This is a genomic window from Mucilaginibacter flavidus, assembly GCF_024055575.1.
GTDB lineage: Bacteria > Bacteroidota > Bacteroidia > Sphingobacteriales > Sphingobacteriaceae > Mucilaginibacter > Mucilaginibacter flavidus.
This window is the reverse complement of the sequence record NZ_JAMXOE010000037.1, coordinates 1-17,010: the sequence shown is the minus strand read 5'-3', so window position 1 is coordinate 17,010 and position 17,010 is coordinate 1. Positions and strand designations below refer to the sequence as shown.

Below are 17,010 nucleotides of genomic sequence, written 5' to 3'. Positions count from 1 at the left end.
CTTAAAGTTATACCTTTTTTTATGGTTATTTGACTTGCTAACATAATCGCATGAATACAAATATCCCGACAGCATTAACAAATTTGATCCGTAACGAACAGGAACGGTCATTTAAATTATTCAGTGCCAAGCATAAGCCGGGCTTTACTGACAGGGCCGGATTTTCAGAATGGTTCACCAGGCAGTTAAACGGACAAGACTTCCGTTGTTATTACTGCCAGACCGCAATATTGGACATACAGGACCTCATCGCTAAAGGATTGTTAAAAACCAGGGCCACGGGCTATGGTGTGAGAGGCCCGGTTCTGGAAGTCGACAAGTGTCATAACGAGTTACCTTATAGTCCGTCAAATTGTGTGCTGGCCTGTTATTACTGCAATAATGATAAAAGTTATACGCTCGAAGCCGAAAGTTATAAGCGATTTTTCGGCCCCAATCGAAAAATTTACTTTGATCATTTGCTACAGAAATAATCCTTAATTTGCTCACTGACTTAACCTTTCAGCATGCCAGACAAAGAACATCAGGGTAAAATAAAATGGTACGATGCCAAAAAGGCTTTCGGATTTATGATAAGTGAGGATGGCAGCGACATTTTTTTTCATTGGAAAAGTGTCGCTGACTTAACTCCCGAACAGCTCGTCACGGAGCTTCCCGTAGCGTTTACGCTGATCAAAGGGAGAAATGATCGCGTAGAAGCCCTTAGGGTTTCCCCGGCAAAAGCACCGATGATCAACCAGCCGACCGATCTGCTGGCAACGATCATGGGGCGGAATAAGAATGACTACAACGTTTCCCTGCTCGCTCAATTAATGGCGGGCCTTTATCCCATAAAAGATGAAACCAGCTATGCGATGGCTATTGAGTTACTAGCTTATGCCGATACCACCGGCCTTGCGCGTGAAGTAAAACAGCATTGCTTCAAAATAGCAAATGACCGGTACCGTTTAAAATTCTGGCTAAACGGCATCATTGAATACTGCGACCTGGGCTATTTGGCCCGGACCTTTGAAAAAGCCCCGCCGGCCCATCAACAGCAAATAGCCGAACGCCTCAGCACCTATTCCTTAAATCGCACACCGATACCTCCCAAAGTCCTATTTGAAAAGATTCAAGCGCAGCTATTGACCGAGATCGCTGCTGCCAAACACCATATTCGCATCGCCGTAGCTTGGTTCACGCACCAGCTACAGTTTAACGCGCTGATAGCTAAGTTGAAAGAGGGGGTGCAGGTGGAACTGGTCATCATCAATGACTACATCAACAACTGGGAATTCGGCCTTCCCTTTAAAGATTTCGTGGAGGCTGGTGGCCAGCTTTACCTGACGGGTCCAGAGCGCGTCATGCACCACAAATTCTGTCTGATCGATGCGAAGGTGTTGTGTAATGGCTCCTACAATTGGACCTATTACGCCGAAGAGCGAAACCAGGAAAATTGCATGTTCTTTTACGGCGAAGAAAATCTTATCCGGCAATTCAACGAGGCATTTGAAAAGCTCATTCATGAGATGGAACCGGTGAAAGACATCCTCCCACCGCCTTTCCCGCCGGAACGGTACGACCTGTTCAGCCGCCGGATGTACCAATCGATCGACCTGCAATACAAAGCGCAGTCGAAGCCTGCCGGGGAGCGGCAACAAGCCGTGCGCTTGCTTCGCGAAGCAGTTACGCTTTATCCCGAAAACATCCAGGCAAAAACTTTGATCGACCAATGGGTGCCCAGCGATGAATCCACCCTCAAAGCCCAGGCGGTAGCGCAAACCACTTCAGCGATACAGCAACAGATCGTCCAGGCTCAGCAGGTTGCAACAACTCCGGTAACTACTGCAACAACCCCTGTTACCCAGCCCCCCCAACGAACTGTATCCGACCTGCAGGCACGCTTAGTGGTGGCAGAGAGCCTTCAGCACCGAAACTATGAAGGCCAGCGCGGCAAATTACGGATCAACCTGGTATGGAATACTTTTGATGATCTGGATCTGCATGTGCTTTTACCAGATAATCAGGAAATTTCTTACAGCACCAAAAAAGTGACCTGTCAGGGTTTCATTGGGCAATTGGACCTTGACGCCAACGCCGGCACGCCCCGGATACAAAATCCCCAAGAGAATATCTATTGGGACACCGGCCTGCCGGTAGGAACCTATAAGGTCTCCGTTGTACATTACGCCCAGCAGGAATTAGCCCGGGTTCCGTTTGCGGTCAGCATCATTCCCGAATCGGGAGAAGCGACTTTACTGACTGGTATCGTGGAATTTTCCAGTACGCATAAAGCCACCGTCGAAGTCGCTGAACTAAGCTACGCAGCAAACGGCCTGACCGTAAAATCGCTATTAGCTTGATTTTTTGAACTTCAAAATGTAATTATCATTGATCACGGTAAACGCTTCGTTCTGATTGAACGAGGCGCCTTGCCCATAATCGAACAGCCCGCTGATCCTTTCGATCTGCAGCTGGGCCGGATCGTGCGCATTCCTAACCAGAAAAACATCATGATACTTTTTATTCACCACGCCGAACCTCACCTCGTTGGATGAAATATGAAACGCATCGTCATGGCCAACAACTTTTACTTCTACATAACGCGGATAAGTTCCGCCATTGGGCAAATATTCCAGATCATAACCGGCACCTGTACCATTTTCGGTACTGAGCTGGCAATCTTTGGCATACCTGGAGACCCACTTCACACTTTCTTTGGCTTTGGTATTCGCCAATAAATATTGATAGACCAAATATTCCCCCAAAAAGCCTGTTTCTTCGTTTTTGGCTGGTAAACGACCGCCTCTTTTGAACGTCTTAACAGATTTCGGATCGCGCTTGTGTACCTCCGTTTTACTAACCGTAATGTCCAGTAGCTTGACTTTATGAAGTTGCAAAGCAGGAAGCCCCGCGTCAAGTTGCTGGCGTAGGTCAAAGAAATCCTCGTAAAATAAAGGGCGCCCGCCAAACTGCAACCTTTTTGATTTACCGGCCGGGGCACCGGTTCCGCCGCTGCCCTGCGCAGACGAACTCCACTTCGACAACATCTCCAGGACTTTCGGTATCTCGGGTTCAAAAAACAGCAGCGCAAACGCGGTTTGATTTTCATTTAAAAAATCATCTGTTAACGGCTTTCCGATCTGTTGTGCTGTTACCTGAATTTGTAACTTTTCTTTGTTGAGGTAAAATTGTGGGTCTGCTTTGAGCGTTAATTCATTAGGTTCCGGAATATCCCCGAATATTTGCCTGGTGGCCGCTTCCAGGTCCTTGTGCACATCAAAGTCAATGCCTTCTTCCACTTGGGGTAGCAATTCATCAAACCGGCGCATGGTGGATAAGAAACCGGCGCGCAGCAAGGGATCTTGCAGACATTTTTGATAATAACGCTCTTTAATGTCTTCACGGATCGCCTCCCTTTGTAACCTGAATGCATTAACATATAACGCAGCAACCGATATAGCCGGGAAAAAATACTGATTAAAATCATTTAGCGCGATACCGGTCTGACGAAATAACTGGACAACGATGGCACAAGAATCTTCCTCGTTACAGTTTTCATAATTGATCGCAGAAAACGCAGTACTAATAAAAGCTTGATATTTCGGAAAAATGCGTTCAAGTTCTGCTAGTAACGCAGCATCATTGCTGATATTCCCTTTAAACGACTTACGTGCCGAACACCGGGTGAAAGCCCGCCAAAAATCATTTTTACGGTCAATGACAATGTCCAGCGCTGTCCTGGCCGAGGCCAGTTTGCGCAATTGCGGGTCATCCTGCTCTGCTGTAAGGATCAGGTCCCGACCAAAAGGCGACTTCGAATAAAGCTCCCTGATCTGTTGTCTTTGTGCATCCACATCGATGATGGCCGAAAATACTTCGGCGACCGCGGAACAGAAATGTATATCTTCTTTTAGATCATCAAGGTTCTGCGCATTCGCCGGTGCCCGGAGGTAGACCATATGGTTGTCCGGCAAATAAAGAAATTCATAGTCCGCAAAATAAAGGTGATGGGTGACGGCGTCTTTGACCAGCTTAACCTGGAGTTCGGTCACCAGGGCAAATTTAGCCTGTTTGATCGCGGTCCGTTCTTTGCCAGTGTCCGCTAACTGGCGCAGCGCATAGACATAAGGCTTGAACTGATTGATATCTAAGCCAAAGCTGGTATTGGTATTATGGAACAATGGGGTCTTGCTCAAAGTGATATCTACGTTTTCCAATGGCTGGATGCCAAAAAGCCCAAGTATTTTATCTTTGCCTCTTCTGCGGTCCATCGCGATCGTAAAAAACTGATTGATCACGCTTTCCCCAAGGTGTTTGTCATTCACATAAAACACTTGATCCCACTGTTCATACCGGCCATTATTGCAAAACACCTTTCCTTCCTGACGGAATTTCAAGTAATTAGCATCGGTCGGGTCAAGCTTTTCGAGCGTTCTTTCTTCAAAATTTTGTCCAAGCTGATTATAAATACTTCTGGCTTTTTTGCCGCTTTCGTCAAGGTCAGGTAAACTAAGCAGCATACCGTAGAGCATGGCAGTTGAAAACGTGTTAACAGAGCGGTGCACGCCGCAGCAATAAAGGATATCTTCCGCGCGCTGCCGGTCGACCCCCTTTTTTCGCAGTAGGTCAAGATCCAGTTTGGGTTTTTCGATCAAAGGACTGAATTCCGGCGTAATGCTAGCCGCGGTGGTACATTTATCAGGCCGGTCGATCAAACCACTTTCTGTATTCAGCCAGGCAGATTGCGCTAATTTCCAGCGCAAATAGTTAGGGATGATGGCACCTTCTATGTATTTCGTTTCTTTGCCATAGGCAAAGTTAAACCCAATATAACTATTTTTGGGTTCGCTGTTCTTGCTCATCAACGCAAAAACGGTATCATCCGCATCAAGCCAAGCTAAAATACTTTCCGTGGTATTGTGCTTTAATAAGTTATCAATTTGGTCGACGGATTGAACGATGACTTGACCATAATCGTTCAGGTTTCCTTTGAAGTCCTTAAAATTACTAAAATGCCGGTTGGAGACCGATTTACGATAATCAAAGTTTCGCATGGTCAGCTCAGCGAATGATTCTTCCGCATCGATCATCTTTTTTCTTGGCAAAATGGCCACGCCGATCCATGCCAGATATGCCCGCCATTGTTCCGTGTCTGATTGTTCAAATTTAAATGCCGGGGCCACCAGTCTGGAATGGTCATATTGGAATAAAGCATCAGCAATTGGCTGGTCATAGTCTTTGCCGAAATAAACCAGAGTAGAAAAGCCCGTTTTATTTTTACGGGTGAGTACGGGAATAGGCTTACCTTTCCAAACTGGTGGCAGCACGTTTTCATTTTGGTAAAAGCCGAAAATATGCTTATGTAATAAAATGATATTAGCACTCGGGGTCTTGCCAGGTTTAAAATGACCGATCAGCGCGTCGATAATTTCCTGAAAGTCAAATTCTTTGAGATTGAAGGTGCCGAGGTTGGCTATGATAACAGCGTTGGCACTGCCGCCCATTTCAGTTTTAAGAGCTTCGAAAAGCTTTACGTTCAGCAGCTGCACACCAATACCGGAAGGAAGCTGCTGATGTTTTTCTCCGTCGGGAAAAAACACCGGCTTCTCCGGGCTCAACAGTTCCTGATAGTCATCATATAGCATTTCTTCCGGAAGTACCCCGGTGCCCAAATAACGCTGAACAGCGATGATCAGCCTTGCATAAGCGGTTTCGGAGATCTCCTTTCTTTTCCCGGCAATTGCGCCGATAACGACTTTCAGCTCATATTTTCCGGGATTGAGAGATTCAACAAATTTTCTATCTGATTCACTTTCACATGGGATCAATAATGAGCGAAACCGCTCAGTAGGGAGAAATTTGGCAAATTCAGGTTCAGGATAATAACCGGGTGTAGACTGTATAATATGGAGATGTTGACCATGTGATTCCGGGCCAAACTGACCAGGCAATTAGCTGACGAGGGGTGTGCAGCAAATGCTATAAAAGCGTTGTCAAAAGTAGTTATTTAAAAGGTAATTTCATTAAAGGCTGTTTTCCGGTTCAGCATTACGTTTTCTTCTCATGGACTCTCCCTTTAGTTCGATGCGGTGTGCATCATGAACAATCCTGTCCAGTATAGCATCAGCAATTGTTTTTTCACCAATTACTTCAAACCATTTACTGATCGGTAGCTGTGAGGTAATGATCAATGAGGTCTTTCCATGCCTGTCCTCAATGATCTCCATTAATGCAGCCCGGCTTTGTGCATCAAAAGGCTGAATACCAAAGTCGTCCAGTATCAGCAGCTGCTGCCTTTCGATCTTAGCCAGTTCTTTGATATAGGAGCCGTCCGCTTTAGCCATTTTCAGTTTAGCGAACAACTTAGGGGTGCTGGCATACAGTACGTGATACCCTAACATACAAGCCTGGTAACCAATAGCAGAGGCCACATAGCTTTTACCGATACCTGTACTGCCAGTAATAAGCAGGTTCTCATTCCGGTCAATAAACGTACAGTCTGCCAGGCGCATGATCTGGTTACGGTCAATGCTCCGGTCAGCATGATAGTGTACGTCCTCTACAGAAGCTTTATAGCGGAACTTGGCATAGTATATTTGCCGCTCTATTCGCCTGTTTTGGCGGTAATCCCATTCGGCATCCACCAGGTGGGCCAGTAGTTCATCCGCTGTATAATCATTTGTTTTACCCGTTTCCAGGCTGCTTTTAAAGGCATGAAACATGCCGTAGAACTTCAACTTCCGCAGTTGATCTAAAGTGTTTGTGTTCATTTTATTTGTTGTTTATTTGTAATAATCTTCTCCTCGGATATTATCGTGATTAGGCATCGGCAGTTCATCGGCAAATACGCTTTCCTCATAGTTATCCATCTTGTTTTCAAGGATCTGTTGTATCGTTTTATAATTGTGTATGCCATAGCCAAGTGCCCTTCTGCAAGCAGTGGCCAGTCTTTCATTACCTGCCTTTTTTGCCAGGCTAAGAATACCGACACAGGATTTATAGGCTTGTTCCGGGTGTTGTTTACGGTCCAGTATCTTGAGGATATATAGCCTTACATCTTCGTGAATAGATGCGCCCCAACTCAAGAACTTATCCGGTGTCCATTCAGTTACAAAGCGGTGCGTAGAAGCCATGTGGTCATCATCGGTAGTATAGCTGTAGGGGCTTTTGATGCGTTTATGAAGCGCGATACGCTCGTAATTGGAGAATACCTCTACAATAGATTGAGAGTATAGCAGCTTTACCCGTTTACCAATATACCGGTAAGGTACGCTGTAATAATGCTTATCCGATCCAAGATTAACATGGCCGTTCTTCATTACTTTGGCATAAAACTGTTTTTTGAACTGGTAGCGCAGAACCGGTAAGGGCGCAAGCATTTGGCGTTCTATTTCCTCAAACTGTAGCCTCCGGCTGTAGTTACGTCCTTTCAGCAATTGGCTGTTATGTACCTCCAGCGCCTCCTGGATAGCAATATTGAGTTCTGCTAAGGAATAATAAGTAACCTTGTTTAAAGGGGCGTAAATACGGGTGTACATGATCTTAACCGCACCCTCTACCAGTGCTTTATCACGCGGGCGGTACGCCCGCGCAGGTAGTATAGTTGTCCCGTAGTGATCTGCAAAGTCCTCGAATGTTTCGTTCAACGTAGGTTCATAGCGGCTGCTTTTAGTTACTGCCGCCTTTAAGTTATCAGGCACAATGGCATCAGGAACGCCGCCGATATAATGCAGCGTATTCTCACAAGCTGCAATAAAGTCCTCTTTCTGCTGGCTCATAACAGCCTCTACGTAGGTGAGTTGGCTGGCTCCAAGAATAGCTACAAAAACTTCTACGGGTATGACTTCGCCTGTTTCTTTGTCTGTAAAGCTTAACTTTTCCCCTGCATAATCAACATACAGCTTATCGCCGACCTTGTGATCCATGTGCATGGTCGGGTTTACCCTGGCTTTCCATTGGTTATAATAAAAGCAAAATTGGCTGTATTGGTAGCCGTCAGGGAACTCTTTACGGTAGGCCTCCCATAACATGTGCCGGTTCACACCGGTACGCTTCAACTCTTTATCTACGCGGGGGAAGCAACGCAGCATCGACTGCATACGGGTGGTGAGGGGCGATTCTCTGCTTTTACCAAAGAAATCCTCCAGCTCCTTATCATTCAAAGCATTGACTTCTTCGAAGGTGAAGCCGCTGCCTTTAAAGGTCTTCAGGTATCTTTTTACTGTGTTTCGGGATGCATCAGTTTGGGCAGCGATAGACATTATGCTACGCTGTTGACTGTACATCTTTAAAATCTTTCTTATCTTACTCATGCTGATTGTTGAATTGGCCATGCTTTGGAGGTATATGTTGCCTCAAAAAGATGGTTGCTTCTACAGCATTTACTACACGTTTAGGGTGGTCAGTTTCCACCGGAATCCCCTGGTCAATTTGCCCCGGAATTGGTGGTCAGCTTGCGCCGGAATCGGGTGGTCTGGTTCATCAGAATCTCCAGTATATCAACATAATTACCTTTTTCAATAGTATCCTGTAAGATTAGAGTAATCTCATTCGGATCATTGAAAAGGATGTCGCTTATGCTGGAAGGCATACCGAAACCAACAGCATTTATTTTATCAGCAATACCCATTTTCATTTCAATCGGGTATTTGGCTGAATGGATCATTAATGCTTTGATCAATATCGAATTGAAATTTTCATTCAATATTGAATTTAATCCGGCAGCAATCGCAGAAATTCTTGGTGTTGAAAAGCTGGTTCCCACTTGCTTGGCAATATTACCGTCAATGCCAAATGATCTCACCGGATTTTTCACAATACGATTTCTTATATCAGTACCAGCATTCCCGCCCATGTGAACCAAATCAGGTTTGATCAGGTTCGCTGGACCGGGTCCTATACGAGTAAATGGAGAAGGGTTAAATTTTTCAGCATGATCGGTATCATTTTTATCATGTGTAAGCGAACCTACTACCAAAGCACGGACAGTATCAGCTGATTTTGATATCCGTCTTTTTGGCGCATTGATCTGGAAATTATCACAATTTCCGGCCGACTTACAAATCAAGACATCGTGCTCGTCCTGGATTTCATCCAATGCTTTAGCAAAATCCGAAAATTCGTTAGGGTCAACATCAAGGTCAGTACCAAGTGACAGATTCCATATTTTTATATGGTTATTCCGGCTGATAGAATCCCTGATCTGCTCGATCAATTCATATTCATATAGTTTTTGTTTTTTTAAGTCAGGCATTACAATGGCTTCAAAAAGTTTACAACCATCAAATCCCGTATATGGAATACCTTCCAATTCATCACCATAAATCATAACACCGGCTACGAATGTGCCGTGTCCCTTGTTGGTATCTTCCTCAACATAATAGGTTAGGCTATCGTTATGTAACCAAGGGGCAAGGTGCGGGATTTTCGCAATCCCTGTATCTAAAACGCCGACAATGGGGTACTCTACGTCCTTTTTAGGGAACTTAATTACAATTTCGTGCGCTTCCGAAGCCAGCTCCATGTCCAGATCATAAATCGGCATTTCAGAAATCGTTTGTATACCCTCGAAGTTTTTCAACTCATCAAATGCGTCGGCGGTAACCCCAGCTACGCTGTAAATATTTAATTCTGCCGAGTATGAGGTACGAGTGAATTGCAGATCATTGTCCCGGCAAAATTTTTCGAAGGCTCTTAATAAAATTCCATTCAATTCCATGTTACCATAATTGAATAGCTTAATTTTATATACCTCAGCATTCTCGCCTTCGGTTATGTTCACTTCAGGCACAAAAGCTTCAATATCAGAAATAGCGGAAATCCCAACAACGGTAGAGTTAGCTGGAAAGGCCATATTAATGCGATTTAGGTTTTTTATAATGGATTGCAGGACTTTTTCATCGTCAATTTTAATCAACAATTCATCTACACCATTCACGCCAATCACGTTAACTTCATTAATATTGAAAAGATTTCCTATATCCTTTCGGTAGCTTTTGGCTAAAGCATCCTGGTTCATTTTGAGCCTGACCATAGACGGGATATAACTGTTAGCATTACGCTTACTACGTAATGTTTCGGAGATACCCGATAAAACTTGCTTTACATAAACTGATTTAGAAACCGCAATAGCCTGACTGGCCCAAGCAGGCATATCACCACCTCCGGCAGCTTCATTATCAAAGGCGTCTTTCTGTCTTTTTTGAAAGAATTTTATTGGAAGGTTCTTATCAGCCATGTTTATATGTTCTTATTTAAAAAATTGCGTACTTGTCTAAGCGATATTTTCATCCTTTCAGCTATAGCAGCCTGTGGTATACCATTATCATTTAAAAACTCAATTAATTTCTCAATTGTCAATTCACCATGATTTGTAAATTCAAAAAGTTCCACCAACACATCCTCGTATGCTAAAAATTCTCTGCCGTTAATAATGACCTGCGCTTTCGCATTGTTGATAATACCCTTGATATCAGATGGCGATTTACCATTCAGTAGTTTGACTAATTTATCAAGCCTTCTTTCATCTTCTAAAAAGTCTGCTTTAAAACCGGTCGTAAAAACCTTAATCAATTCGACAATTTCTAAATCCTGAGGGGCTCCAATTTCGATAACGGTATTAAAACGTCTCCAAACGGCTTTGTCTAAAAGTTCAGGATGGTTAGTCGCGGCTATTAATATATTATGACTGGCAAAAGAGTCTATGTTTTGCAACAGGCTATTGATCACTCTTTTCAATTCACCCAATTCATACTGATCATCCCTTGCTTTTGCAATGGCATCAAATTCATCCAAAAATAGGATGCAGGGTTTATTGTCGGCGAAATCAAAAATTTTACGAATGTTTTTTGCTGTATTGCCAAGTAACGAAGATACAATAGCGTCAAAACGCGCAACAACTAAGGGCAAACCGGTCTTTTCAGAAATATATTTAGCAACAGTGGTTTTCCCATACCCAGGCTTGCCGTAAAGCAACAGCGTATTTGTAGTTTCTATGCCACATTTAATCAACTGACTTTGATGCTTTACGATATTAATAAAATCATCAATTTTCCCTTCTACCAACTTTGGTAAAATAATTGGCGACAATTCTTTCGATGGCGGCGACACATCTACAATGCTCAACCGGCTTTCATGATCTACAGGAGTAGTCATTAGCTCATCCATAGTAACCGTAGTAGCGGGTCCATTCTCAATCGCTTTCAGCACCATTTTAGCCATTTTTTCGTCACCATCTTTAGCCAACTTTTCCGCCAAAAGCTTAGAGTAGTTAAAAACCTTTTTAAAATCCTTGGCCAAACCGCCTTCAATAATTTTTAATATTTCAGTATACATATATTTTGCAAGTGGATGTGCAAATATAACGCATGGTGGAATATAAAACAATTAAATCGTAATTTTTTTTTAATTAACGTTTTAAAATAACCGATTATCGTAATATTAATTCAAAAACCAACATTTTAATACAGATATAAATTTCACGAGCCTAACCGCGCCTTAAGAGCGTTCATATCTTCCTTTAATTTCCTTTCCACCACTTTCGCATAAATCTGAGTGGTTGTGATTTTTGTATGCCCTAACATTTTGCTTACTGTTTCAATGGGCACACCGTTTGAAAGTGTGACTGTAGTGGCGAAAGTATGCCTGGCTAAATGAAAGGTTACATTTTTTGTAATATTACAGACCTCTGAAATTTCTTTTAAGTAGCTATTCACTTTTTGGTTGGACATTACCGGGAATACTCTACCACTTGACAATGAACGTATATTGGTTTTGTATTTATCCAATATTTTTAATGCTTGTGGTAAAAGGGGGACATTAACAGGAATCATTGTCTTTTCACGACAGGTTCTGATCCACTTTTCTCCATCCGTACCAGCAACAATATGACCAGGCGTTAAATTGATAACATCTACATAGGATAGTCCTGTATAACAACAAAAAACAAACAAGTCCCTGACCATATCAAGGCGCTCTATGGTAAATGCTTTCTTTTCCATATCTGCCAGTTCCTTTTCGGAAAGTTGTTCACGGTTTACTTTCTGTATCTTCAACTTATATGCTGCAAAAGGGTCATTGTCGATCCATTGTAGATTCATCGCCAGGTTGACCATTTTTTTAAGCCGGATGATGTGCTTCATCACTCCGTTATTATTGATCTGCTTTTGGTGATCCTTTGGTTTATGGTTACGTAAATAAACTTCAAAATCTTTCACAAATTTAAAATCGAGCTGATGCAGGTAAATATCGGACGATTGGTGCTGTTCGTCCAGAAACTTCACCAAATAGCGCTGTGTGACATAATAATGTTTAAGGGTACTCCACTTCAAATCCGTAGTGGAAGTTTCGTTATGGTAGACAAAAAGGCGGCTGAGGGTATAAACTTCCTCTTCTGCTCCCAAATAAAGATCCTTTACGGCTTTGGCTGAAAGCATTTTACCTTTAAGTTGTAGCTGCTTGTAGTTATTGCTAATCGTATTACGCACCTCTCCCAAATAATTATTGATGGATTTAACTTCATCCTTATTGCCTTTAGCAGTCCCCTTACCGCTATCCCAATTTTTAGGATCAACATTATGTTTGAGCGCAATGTAAGCCCTTTGCTTATTTACGGTTACGCAAGCGTAAATTGGTTCTTTTCCGTCCCTGGCTTTGTCCGGGCGTGTGGTAAAATGGATACCGAATGACTGCGATGTTTGCATAAAATTTAATTTTTAAGTTTAAAATGCTCAATAAACACCCTGTTTTTAGGTAACAAAAAGGTAACACAGAATCGTCTAAAAAGACTGATTTAAAACAAACTTTTATCGCTGTAATTAACTGTATATCAATTCATTGAATAGGTTTGTGTTACCTAAGTTAAAAATTAAAAACAGGTAGTCGGATAGGTAACGAGAACTTTGGCTTTCTTGACGGTTGTTGAGGGAGAATAAATGAAAAAACCCTCTAAATCAGCGATTTAGAGGGTTTTTAACTCTCTGCAAAGAGAGGTTTGTGCGCCCACCTGGGCTCGAACCAGTGCGAACTACAGTACATGGAAATATCGTAGCCGCTAATGGATATACTGAACAATCAATATCATGTCAATGATAACTTTTGTTTAAGTGCCTGCATATCGTCCTTAAGCTTTCTTTCTACTACGCGTGCATATATTTGGGTAGTAGCTATCTTACTATGTCCCAGCATCTTGCTGACTGTTTCAATTGGCACTCCGTTCGATAGGGTGACCGTGGTGGCGAAAGTGTGCCTGGCCATGTGAAAAGTCAGATTTTTGTGGATACTGCAGAAATCCGCTATTTCCTTGAGATAACTATTCACCTTCTGATTTGACAAAACTGGGAACACAGTTCCATTGTATAATGATCTTTCGTTCCTTTTATATTTGTTAACCAGATCGACGGCTTTTGGCAGGAGGGGAAGGTTGACCGGCTCCAATGTTTTTTCGCGCGACGTCCGGATCCATAGTTCGCCGTCTTCTGCCGTAACAACCTGGGTGGGTTTTAGGATCATCAAATCACCGTAGGCCAAGCCAGTATAGCAGCTGAAAATAAAAAGGTCCTTAATGAGTGATAACCTTTCCAGATCGAAGGACTTGTTCTCTAGGGTGCGCAGCTCAGCCTCTGTAAGATAATCCCTTGCAACTTTTTTCATCCTGATTCTGAACGTCACAAAAGGATCGCGGTCGACCCACTGCATATCCTGAGCGAGATGTACCATCTTCTTCAATCTTTTAAGGTGTACCTTGATTCCATTATCATTTAAAGGTTTATGATGATCTTTTGGCCGATGGTTTCTTAGAAAGGCATCAAAACCCTGGATAAACCCATGGTCAAGGTCTTTAAGCAGAAGGTCATCTGCACGATAATTGGCAGCCACATAACCTGACAGGTAGCGTTGTGTAACAAGGTAATGCCTCATTGTTGCCGGATTAAGACTTTTACCTGAAGTTTCGTTATGATAAGCCATCATCCTGTTCAGCGTGTAGGTGTCATCTGTTTCCCCTAAAAATAGATTTTTGATGGTTTTTGGCGTAATTAACTTACCTTTTAGCAATAGTTCCTTATAACCGTTACCAAGGGAAAGTCGTACCTCATCAAGATAAGCGTTTACTGCACGAGACTCGTCGCGTGTTCCTTTCGCGGCACCTTTACCGAAATCCCATATAGTTATGCTGATTAGTTGTTTGAGTGCAATAAATGCTTTTTCCTTGTTTACGGTCACGGCGGCATAAAGCGGCGCTTTACCATCTTTGGCTTTGTCAGATTTAATTGTAAAATAAACGCTGAACGATTGTGAAGTTTTCATAATGATTAAAAATTAAGTTTAAATACTTCATTCGCTCTGATTTAATTAAGATCTCCTATGTATCGATCAAGCCTAATAAATATGCTGCAAATATCTGATCAGCAATTTGTTAAGCCATTTTCGAACACCTAAGTTAAAAACTATTCAGAGGTGTTCAGTTAGGTGTTCAGAAACCTGGGGTTAGTAAGGGTTGTTGAGGGGATAATAAATGAAAAAACCCTCTAAACAAGCAGTTTAGAGGGTTTTGATGCGCCTTGGGGGGCGACTTTGTGATCCCGGCGATGAATGGGTACAGTGTAATGGAGACAGGCTAAATACTCATCTATTAATGGCTATAGGAAAATGTATTAATGATGCCGTCGTGAAAAAACATTCAGGAACAACTGATAGTTATTTTTATGATATGCTGCTTAGTGAAGAGGTATGAATAAAGTTTTTTTGTTTTATAGAAGGCCGGTTGGAAAACCTGCGTTGGGTGATTTCAAGCTGAGCATTGAGGAGATTCCGTCCCCCGATGACGGAGAGATATTACTAAAAACGCTGTTTGTTTCCGTAGATCCGTATCTGCGTGGCAGAATGAATGATTCCGAATCATATGTTCCTCCATTTGAATTAGATAAACCAATGCAATCAGGCATTATATCAAAAGTTATCGATTCAAATCATTCCGGCTTTAAAATAGGTGATTTTGTTTCGGGTAACCTGGAGTGGAAAGAATATCAGGTATCAACAGGTAAAGGTTTACAATTGATCAATACGGATGAAATCTACTTAAGCGCGTACTTGGGTATTTTAGGAATGACCGGATTATCAGCCTATTTAGGGCTGACTGAAATAGGAGTTCCCAAGGCTGGTGAAACCCTTGTAGTCTCGGGTGCAGCCGGCGCCGTTGGAAGCGTAGCCGGACAAATAGGTAAAATTATGGGGTGCAGGGTAGTGGGCATCACAGGATCGGATCAAAAAATTGATCTGCTCAAATCAAAATTCCATTTTGATGAGGCTATTAATTATAAAACCACGGTGGATTTAATTCGTGCGATCAAAACAGCATGCCCCAATGGCGTGGATATATATTTTGACAATGTTGGCGGCAAAATATCGGATGCTGTTTTAAATAATATAAATAAACATGCCCGGATACCGCTTTGTGGGGCAATCTCCCTTTATAATGCAACTTCGCAGGTTTTAGGGCCATATATTCAACCTATTTTAGTTTCAAAAAGCGCTTTGATACAAGGGTTTATCGTTTCTGATTTTTCGGAAAAATTCCCGGAAGCCAAAAAGCAACTATTTAGCTGGTTAAAAGAATCAAGGCACCTACCATGAAACGATTATCAATGGATTTGAACAAATCCCGCAAGCATTTCTGGGTCTGTTCGAAGGGAGCAATGAAGGGAAAATGATCGTCAAAGTTTAGGTTTAATTTAAGCAGAATTATGAAAGTATTAATGGTATTAACATCCCATGGAGAATTGGGAAATACTGGTCAAAAGACAGGATTTTGGATCGAAGAGTTTGCAGCACCCTATTACGTATTTGCAGATGCAGGTGTAGAAATAACTATTGCCTCGCCAAAAGGAGGGCAACCGCCTATTGACCCCAAAAGCGAATCACCGGACGCGCAAACAGCGGCAACGAAACGGTTTAATAATGATAAGGAGTTGCAGGATAAACTGGCCCACACGCTAAAACTAAGCACCGTTAAAGAAACCCACTTTGATGGTGTTTTTTATCCGGGAGGGCACGGGCCGCTATGGGACCTGGCCAATGACAAGACATCTATCGCCCTGATAGAAGATTTTTACAAACACAGCAAACCCCTTGCGTTTGTATGCCATGCTCCCGGTGCCTTAATAAACGTAAAAGCCCCGGAGGGCGAACCATTTGTACAGGATAAAAATATAACGGGTTTCTCTAATTCGGAAGAAGCCGCAGTTAAGTTAATAGATGTTGTGCCGTTCCTTCTGCAAGACGAATTGACCAAACTCGGTGGCATTTACAGTAAAGGGCCAGACTGGGCGAGCTATGTACAAAAGGATGGCATTCTAATTACCGGACAAAATCCAGCTTCGTCAGAAGAGGCTGCAAAAGTGCTGTTAGAAGCACTTAAAGAGCAGAAATAGTTGAATTTTAAATTTAAGATTATATCTGATATAAGCGAAATATCTTTGATGAAACTCCAGTAGAAATATGGGACTGTAATAATAGTTTGAACAAAAAGAATGCCAAGACGTTAGCGTTAATGCAGGTTACTATATGATAAGTATTAATGATCTTTCCAATTCAGCGATGAACAAGTAGGCCAAACGAATTTCACCTGCGTTCTTCTTAACCTCAATGCAATAAAAAAGACATTTGTAAACAAAGTATAACATGAAAAAAAGCACTGATCATCCTAAGCAACTACAAAAGTGCCTCACCGGTATCAAAGGCTTTGATGAAATTACGGAAGGCGGCCTTCCGAAAAGTAGAACTACCTTAGTTAGTGGAAGTGCCGGCTCCGGAAAAACCCTTTTTGGGATTGATTTTTTAATTAATGGTGCGGTCAAATTCAAAGAGCCGGGAGTCTTAATGTCTTTTGAAGAAACAGAAGATGAACTTTATAATGACGTGGCTTCTCTCAACCTGGATTTACATGGGCTTGTTTCCCAAAAAAGAATCCTGATAGAACATGTTCTTTTAGAGCGAAAAGATATTCAGGAGACTGACTTTAATCTTGAAGGG

Annotated in this window: 12 protein-coding genes; 5 read left to right on the top strand and 7 right to left on the bottom strand. The window is 42.5% G+C overall.

The features are described from left to right. The first annotated feature begins 50 nt into the window (after positions 1–50). Together NAF19_RS28850 and NAF19_RS28845 are read left to right on the top strand one after the other, a co-directional pair. Entirely contained in the window at positions 51–473 is a 423-nt protein-coding gene (locus NAF19_RS28850) for a hypothetical protein (RefSeq protein ID WP_252793851.1), read from the top strand. 33 nt (positions 474–506) lie between these two features. Then, positions 507–2,342 (top strand): phospholipase D-like domain-containing protein, encoded by a 1,836-nt coding sequence (locus NAF19_RS28845; RefSeq protein ID WP_252793850.1) that lies wholly within the window; start codon positions 507–509, stop codon positions 2,340–2,342. Here the strand turns inward: NAF19_RS28845 and NAF19_RS28840 are convergent. From NAF19_RS28840 to NAF19_RS28810, 7 genes are all read right to left on the bottom strand, one after another. After that, on the bottom strand, positions 2,334–5,933 hold the full coding sequence (locus NAF19_RS28840) for a protein NO VEIN domain-containing protein (protein ID WP_252793849.1): 3,600 nt from the start codon (positions 5,931–5,933) through the stop codon (positions 2,334–2,336). The two genes, NAF19_RS28845 and NAF19_RS28840, sit on opposite strands and share 9 nt — an antisense overlap. Positions 5,934–6,005: 72 nt before the next feature. Beyond that, entirely contained in the window at positions 6,006–6,752 is a 747-nt protein-coding gene (gene istB / locus NAF19_RS28835) for an IS21-like element helper ATPase IstB (protein ID WP_252793848.1), read from the bottom strand. A gap of 12 nt (positions 6,753–6,764) precedes the next feature. Further along, complete coding sequence (istA, locus tag NAF19_RS28830; RefSeq protein ID WP_252793847.1) at positions 6,765–8,294, bottom strand: IS21 family transposase; 1,530 nt, start codon at positions 8,292–8,294, stop codon at positions 6,765–6,767. 113 nt (positions 8,295–8,407) lie between these two features. Then, on the bottom strand, positions 8,408–10,219 hold the full coding sequence (locus NAF19_RS28825; RefSeq protein ID WP_252793846.1) for a S8 family peptidase: 1,812 nt from the start codon (positions 10,217–10,219) through the stop codon (positions 8,408–8,410). Between the two features lie 2 nt (positions 10,220–10,221). Continuing rightward, entirely contained in the window at positions 10,222–11,316 is a 1,095-nt protein-coding gene (locus tag NAF19_RS28820) for an AAA family ATPase (RefSeq protein WP_252793845.1), read from the bottom strand. Between the two features lie 143 nt (positions 11,317–11,459). Next, positions 11,460–12,683: a site-specific integrase gene (locus tag NAF19_RS28815; protein WP_252793844.1), complete on the bottom strand. Its 1,224-nt coding sequence runs from the start codon at positions 12,681–12,683 to the stop codon at positions 11,460–11,462. 376 nt (positions 12,684–13,059) lie between these two features. Next, the gene (locus NAF19_RS28810) at positions 13,060–14,286 is read right to left on the bottom strand and encodes a site-specific integrase (RefSeq protein WP_252793843.1); all 1,227 of its coding nucleotides are present in this window, start codon (positions 14,284–14,286) and stop codon (positions 13,060–13,062) included. Between the two features lie 423 nt (positions 14,287–14,709). Between NAF19_RS28810 and NAF19_RS28805 the strand changes: the two genes are divergently transcribed. The 3 genes from NAF19_RS28805 to NAF19_RS28795 form a co-directional block, all read left to right on the top strand. Beyond that, positions 14,710–15,612: an NADP-dependent oxidoreductase gene (locus NAF19_RS28805; RefSeq protein WP_252793842.1), complete on the top strand. Its 903-nt coding sequence runs from the start codon at positions 14,710–14,712 to the stop codon at positions 15,610–15,612. A 110-nt stretch (positions 15,613–15,722) separates the two neighbouring features. Then, the gene (locus NAF19_RS28800) at positions 15,723–16,409 is read left to right on the top strand and encodes a type 1 glutamine amidotransferase domain-containing protein (protein WP_252793841.1); all 687 of its coding nucleotides are present in this window, start codon (positions 15,723–15,725) and stop codon (positions 16,407–16,409) included. A 250-nt stretch (positions 16,410–16,659) separates the two neighbouring features. Next, a partial coding sequence (locus tag NAF19_RS28795) for an ATPase domain-containing protein (RefSeq protein WP_305884796.1) occupies positions 16,660–17,010 on the top strand: 351 nt, incomplete at its 3' end.

Excerpts from the sequence above, each read along its gene's own strand:
- NAF19_RS28850 (WP_252793851.1), top strand. The coding sequence starts at position 51 with ATGAATACAAATATCCCGACAGCATTAACAAATTTGATCCGTAACGAA.
- NAF19_RS28845 (WP_252793850.1), top strand. The coding sequence starts at position 507 with ATGCCAGACAAAGAACATCAGGGTAAAATAAAATGGTACGATGCCAAA.
- istB (WP_252793848.1), bottom strand. The coding sequence starts at position 6,752 with ATGAACACAAACACTTTAGATCAACTGCGGAAGTTGAAGTTCTACGGC.
- istA (WP_252793847.1), bottom strand. The coding sequence starts at position 8,294 with ATGAGTAAGATAAGAAAGATTTTAAAGATGTACAGTCAACAGCGTAGC.
- NAF19_RS28825 (WP_252793846.1), bottom strand. The coding sequence starts at position 10,219 with ATGGCTGATAAGAACCTTCCAATAAAATTCTTTCAAAAAAGACAGAAA.
- NAF19_RS28820 (WP_252793845.1), bottom strand. The coding sequence starts at position 11,316 with ATGTATACTGAAATATTAAAAATTATTGAAGGCGGTTTGGCCAAGGAT.
- NAF19_RS28815 (WP_252793844.1), bottom strand. The coding sequence starts at position 12,683 with ATGCAAACATCGCAGTCATTCGGTATCCATTTTACCACACGCCCGGAC.
- NAF19_RS28810 (WP_252793843.1), bottom strand. The coding sequence starts at position 14,286 with ATGAAAACTTCACAATCGTTCAGCGTTTATTTTACAATTAAATCTGAC.
- NAF19_RS28805 (WP_252793842.1), top strand. The coding sequence starts at position 14,710 with ATGAATAAAGTTTTTTTGTTTTATAGAAGGCCGGTTGGAAAACCTGCG.
- NAF19_RS28800 (WP_252793841.1), top strand. The coding sequence starts at position 15,723 with ATGAAAGTATTAATGGTATTAACATCCCATGGAGAATTGGGAAATACT.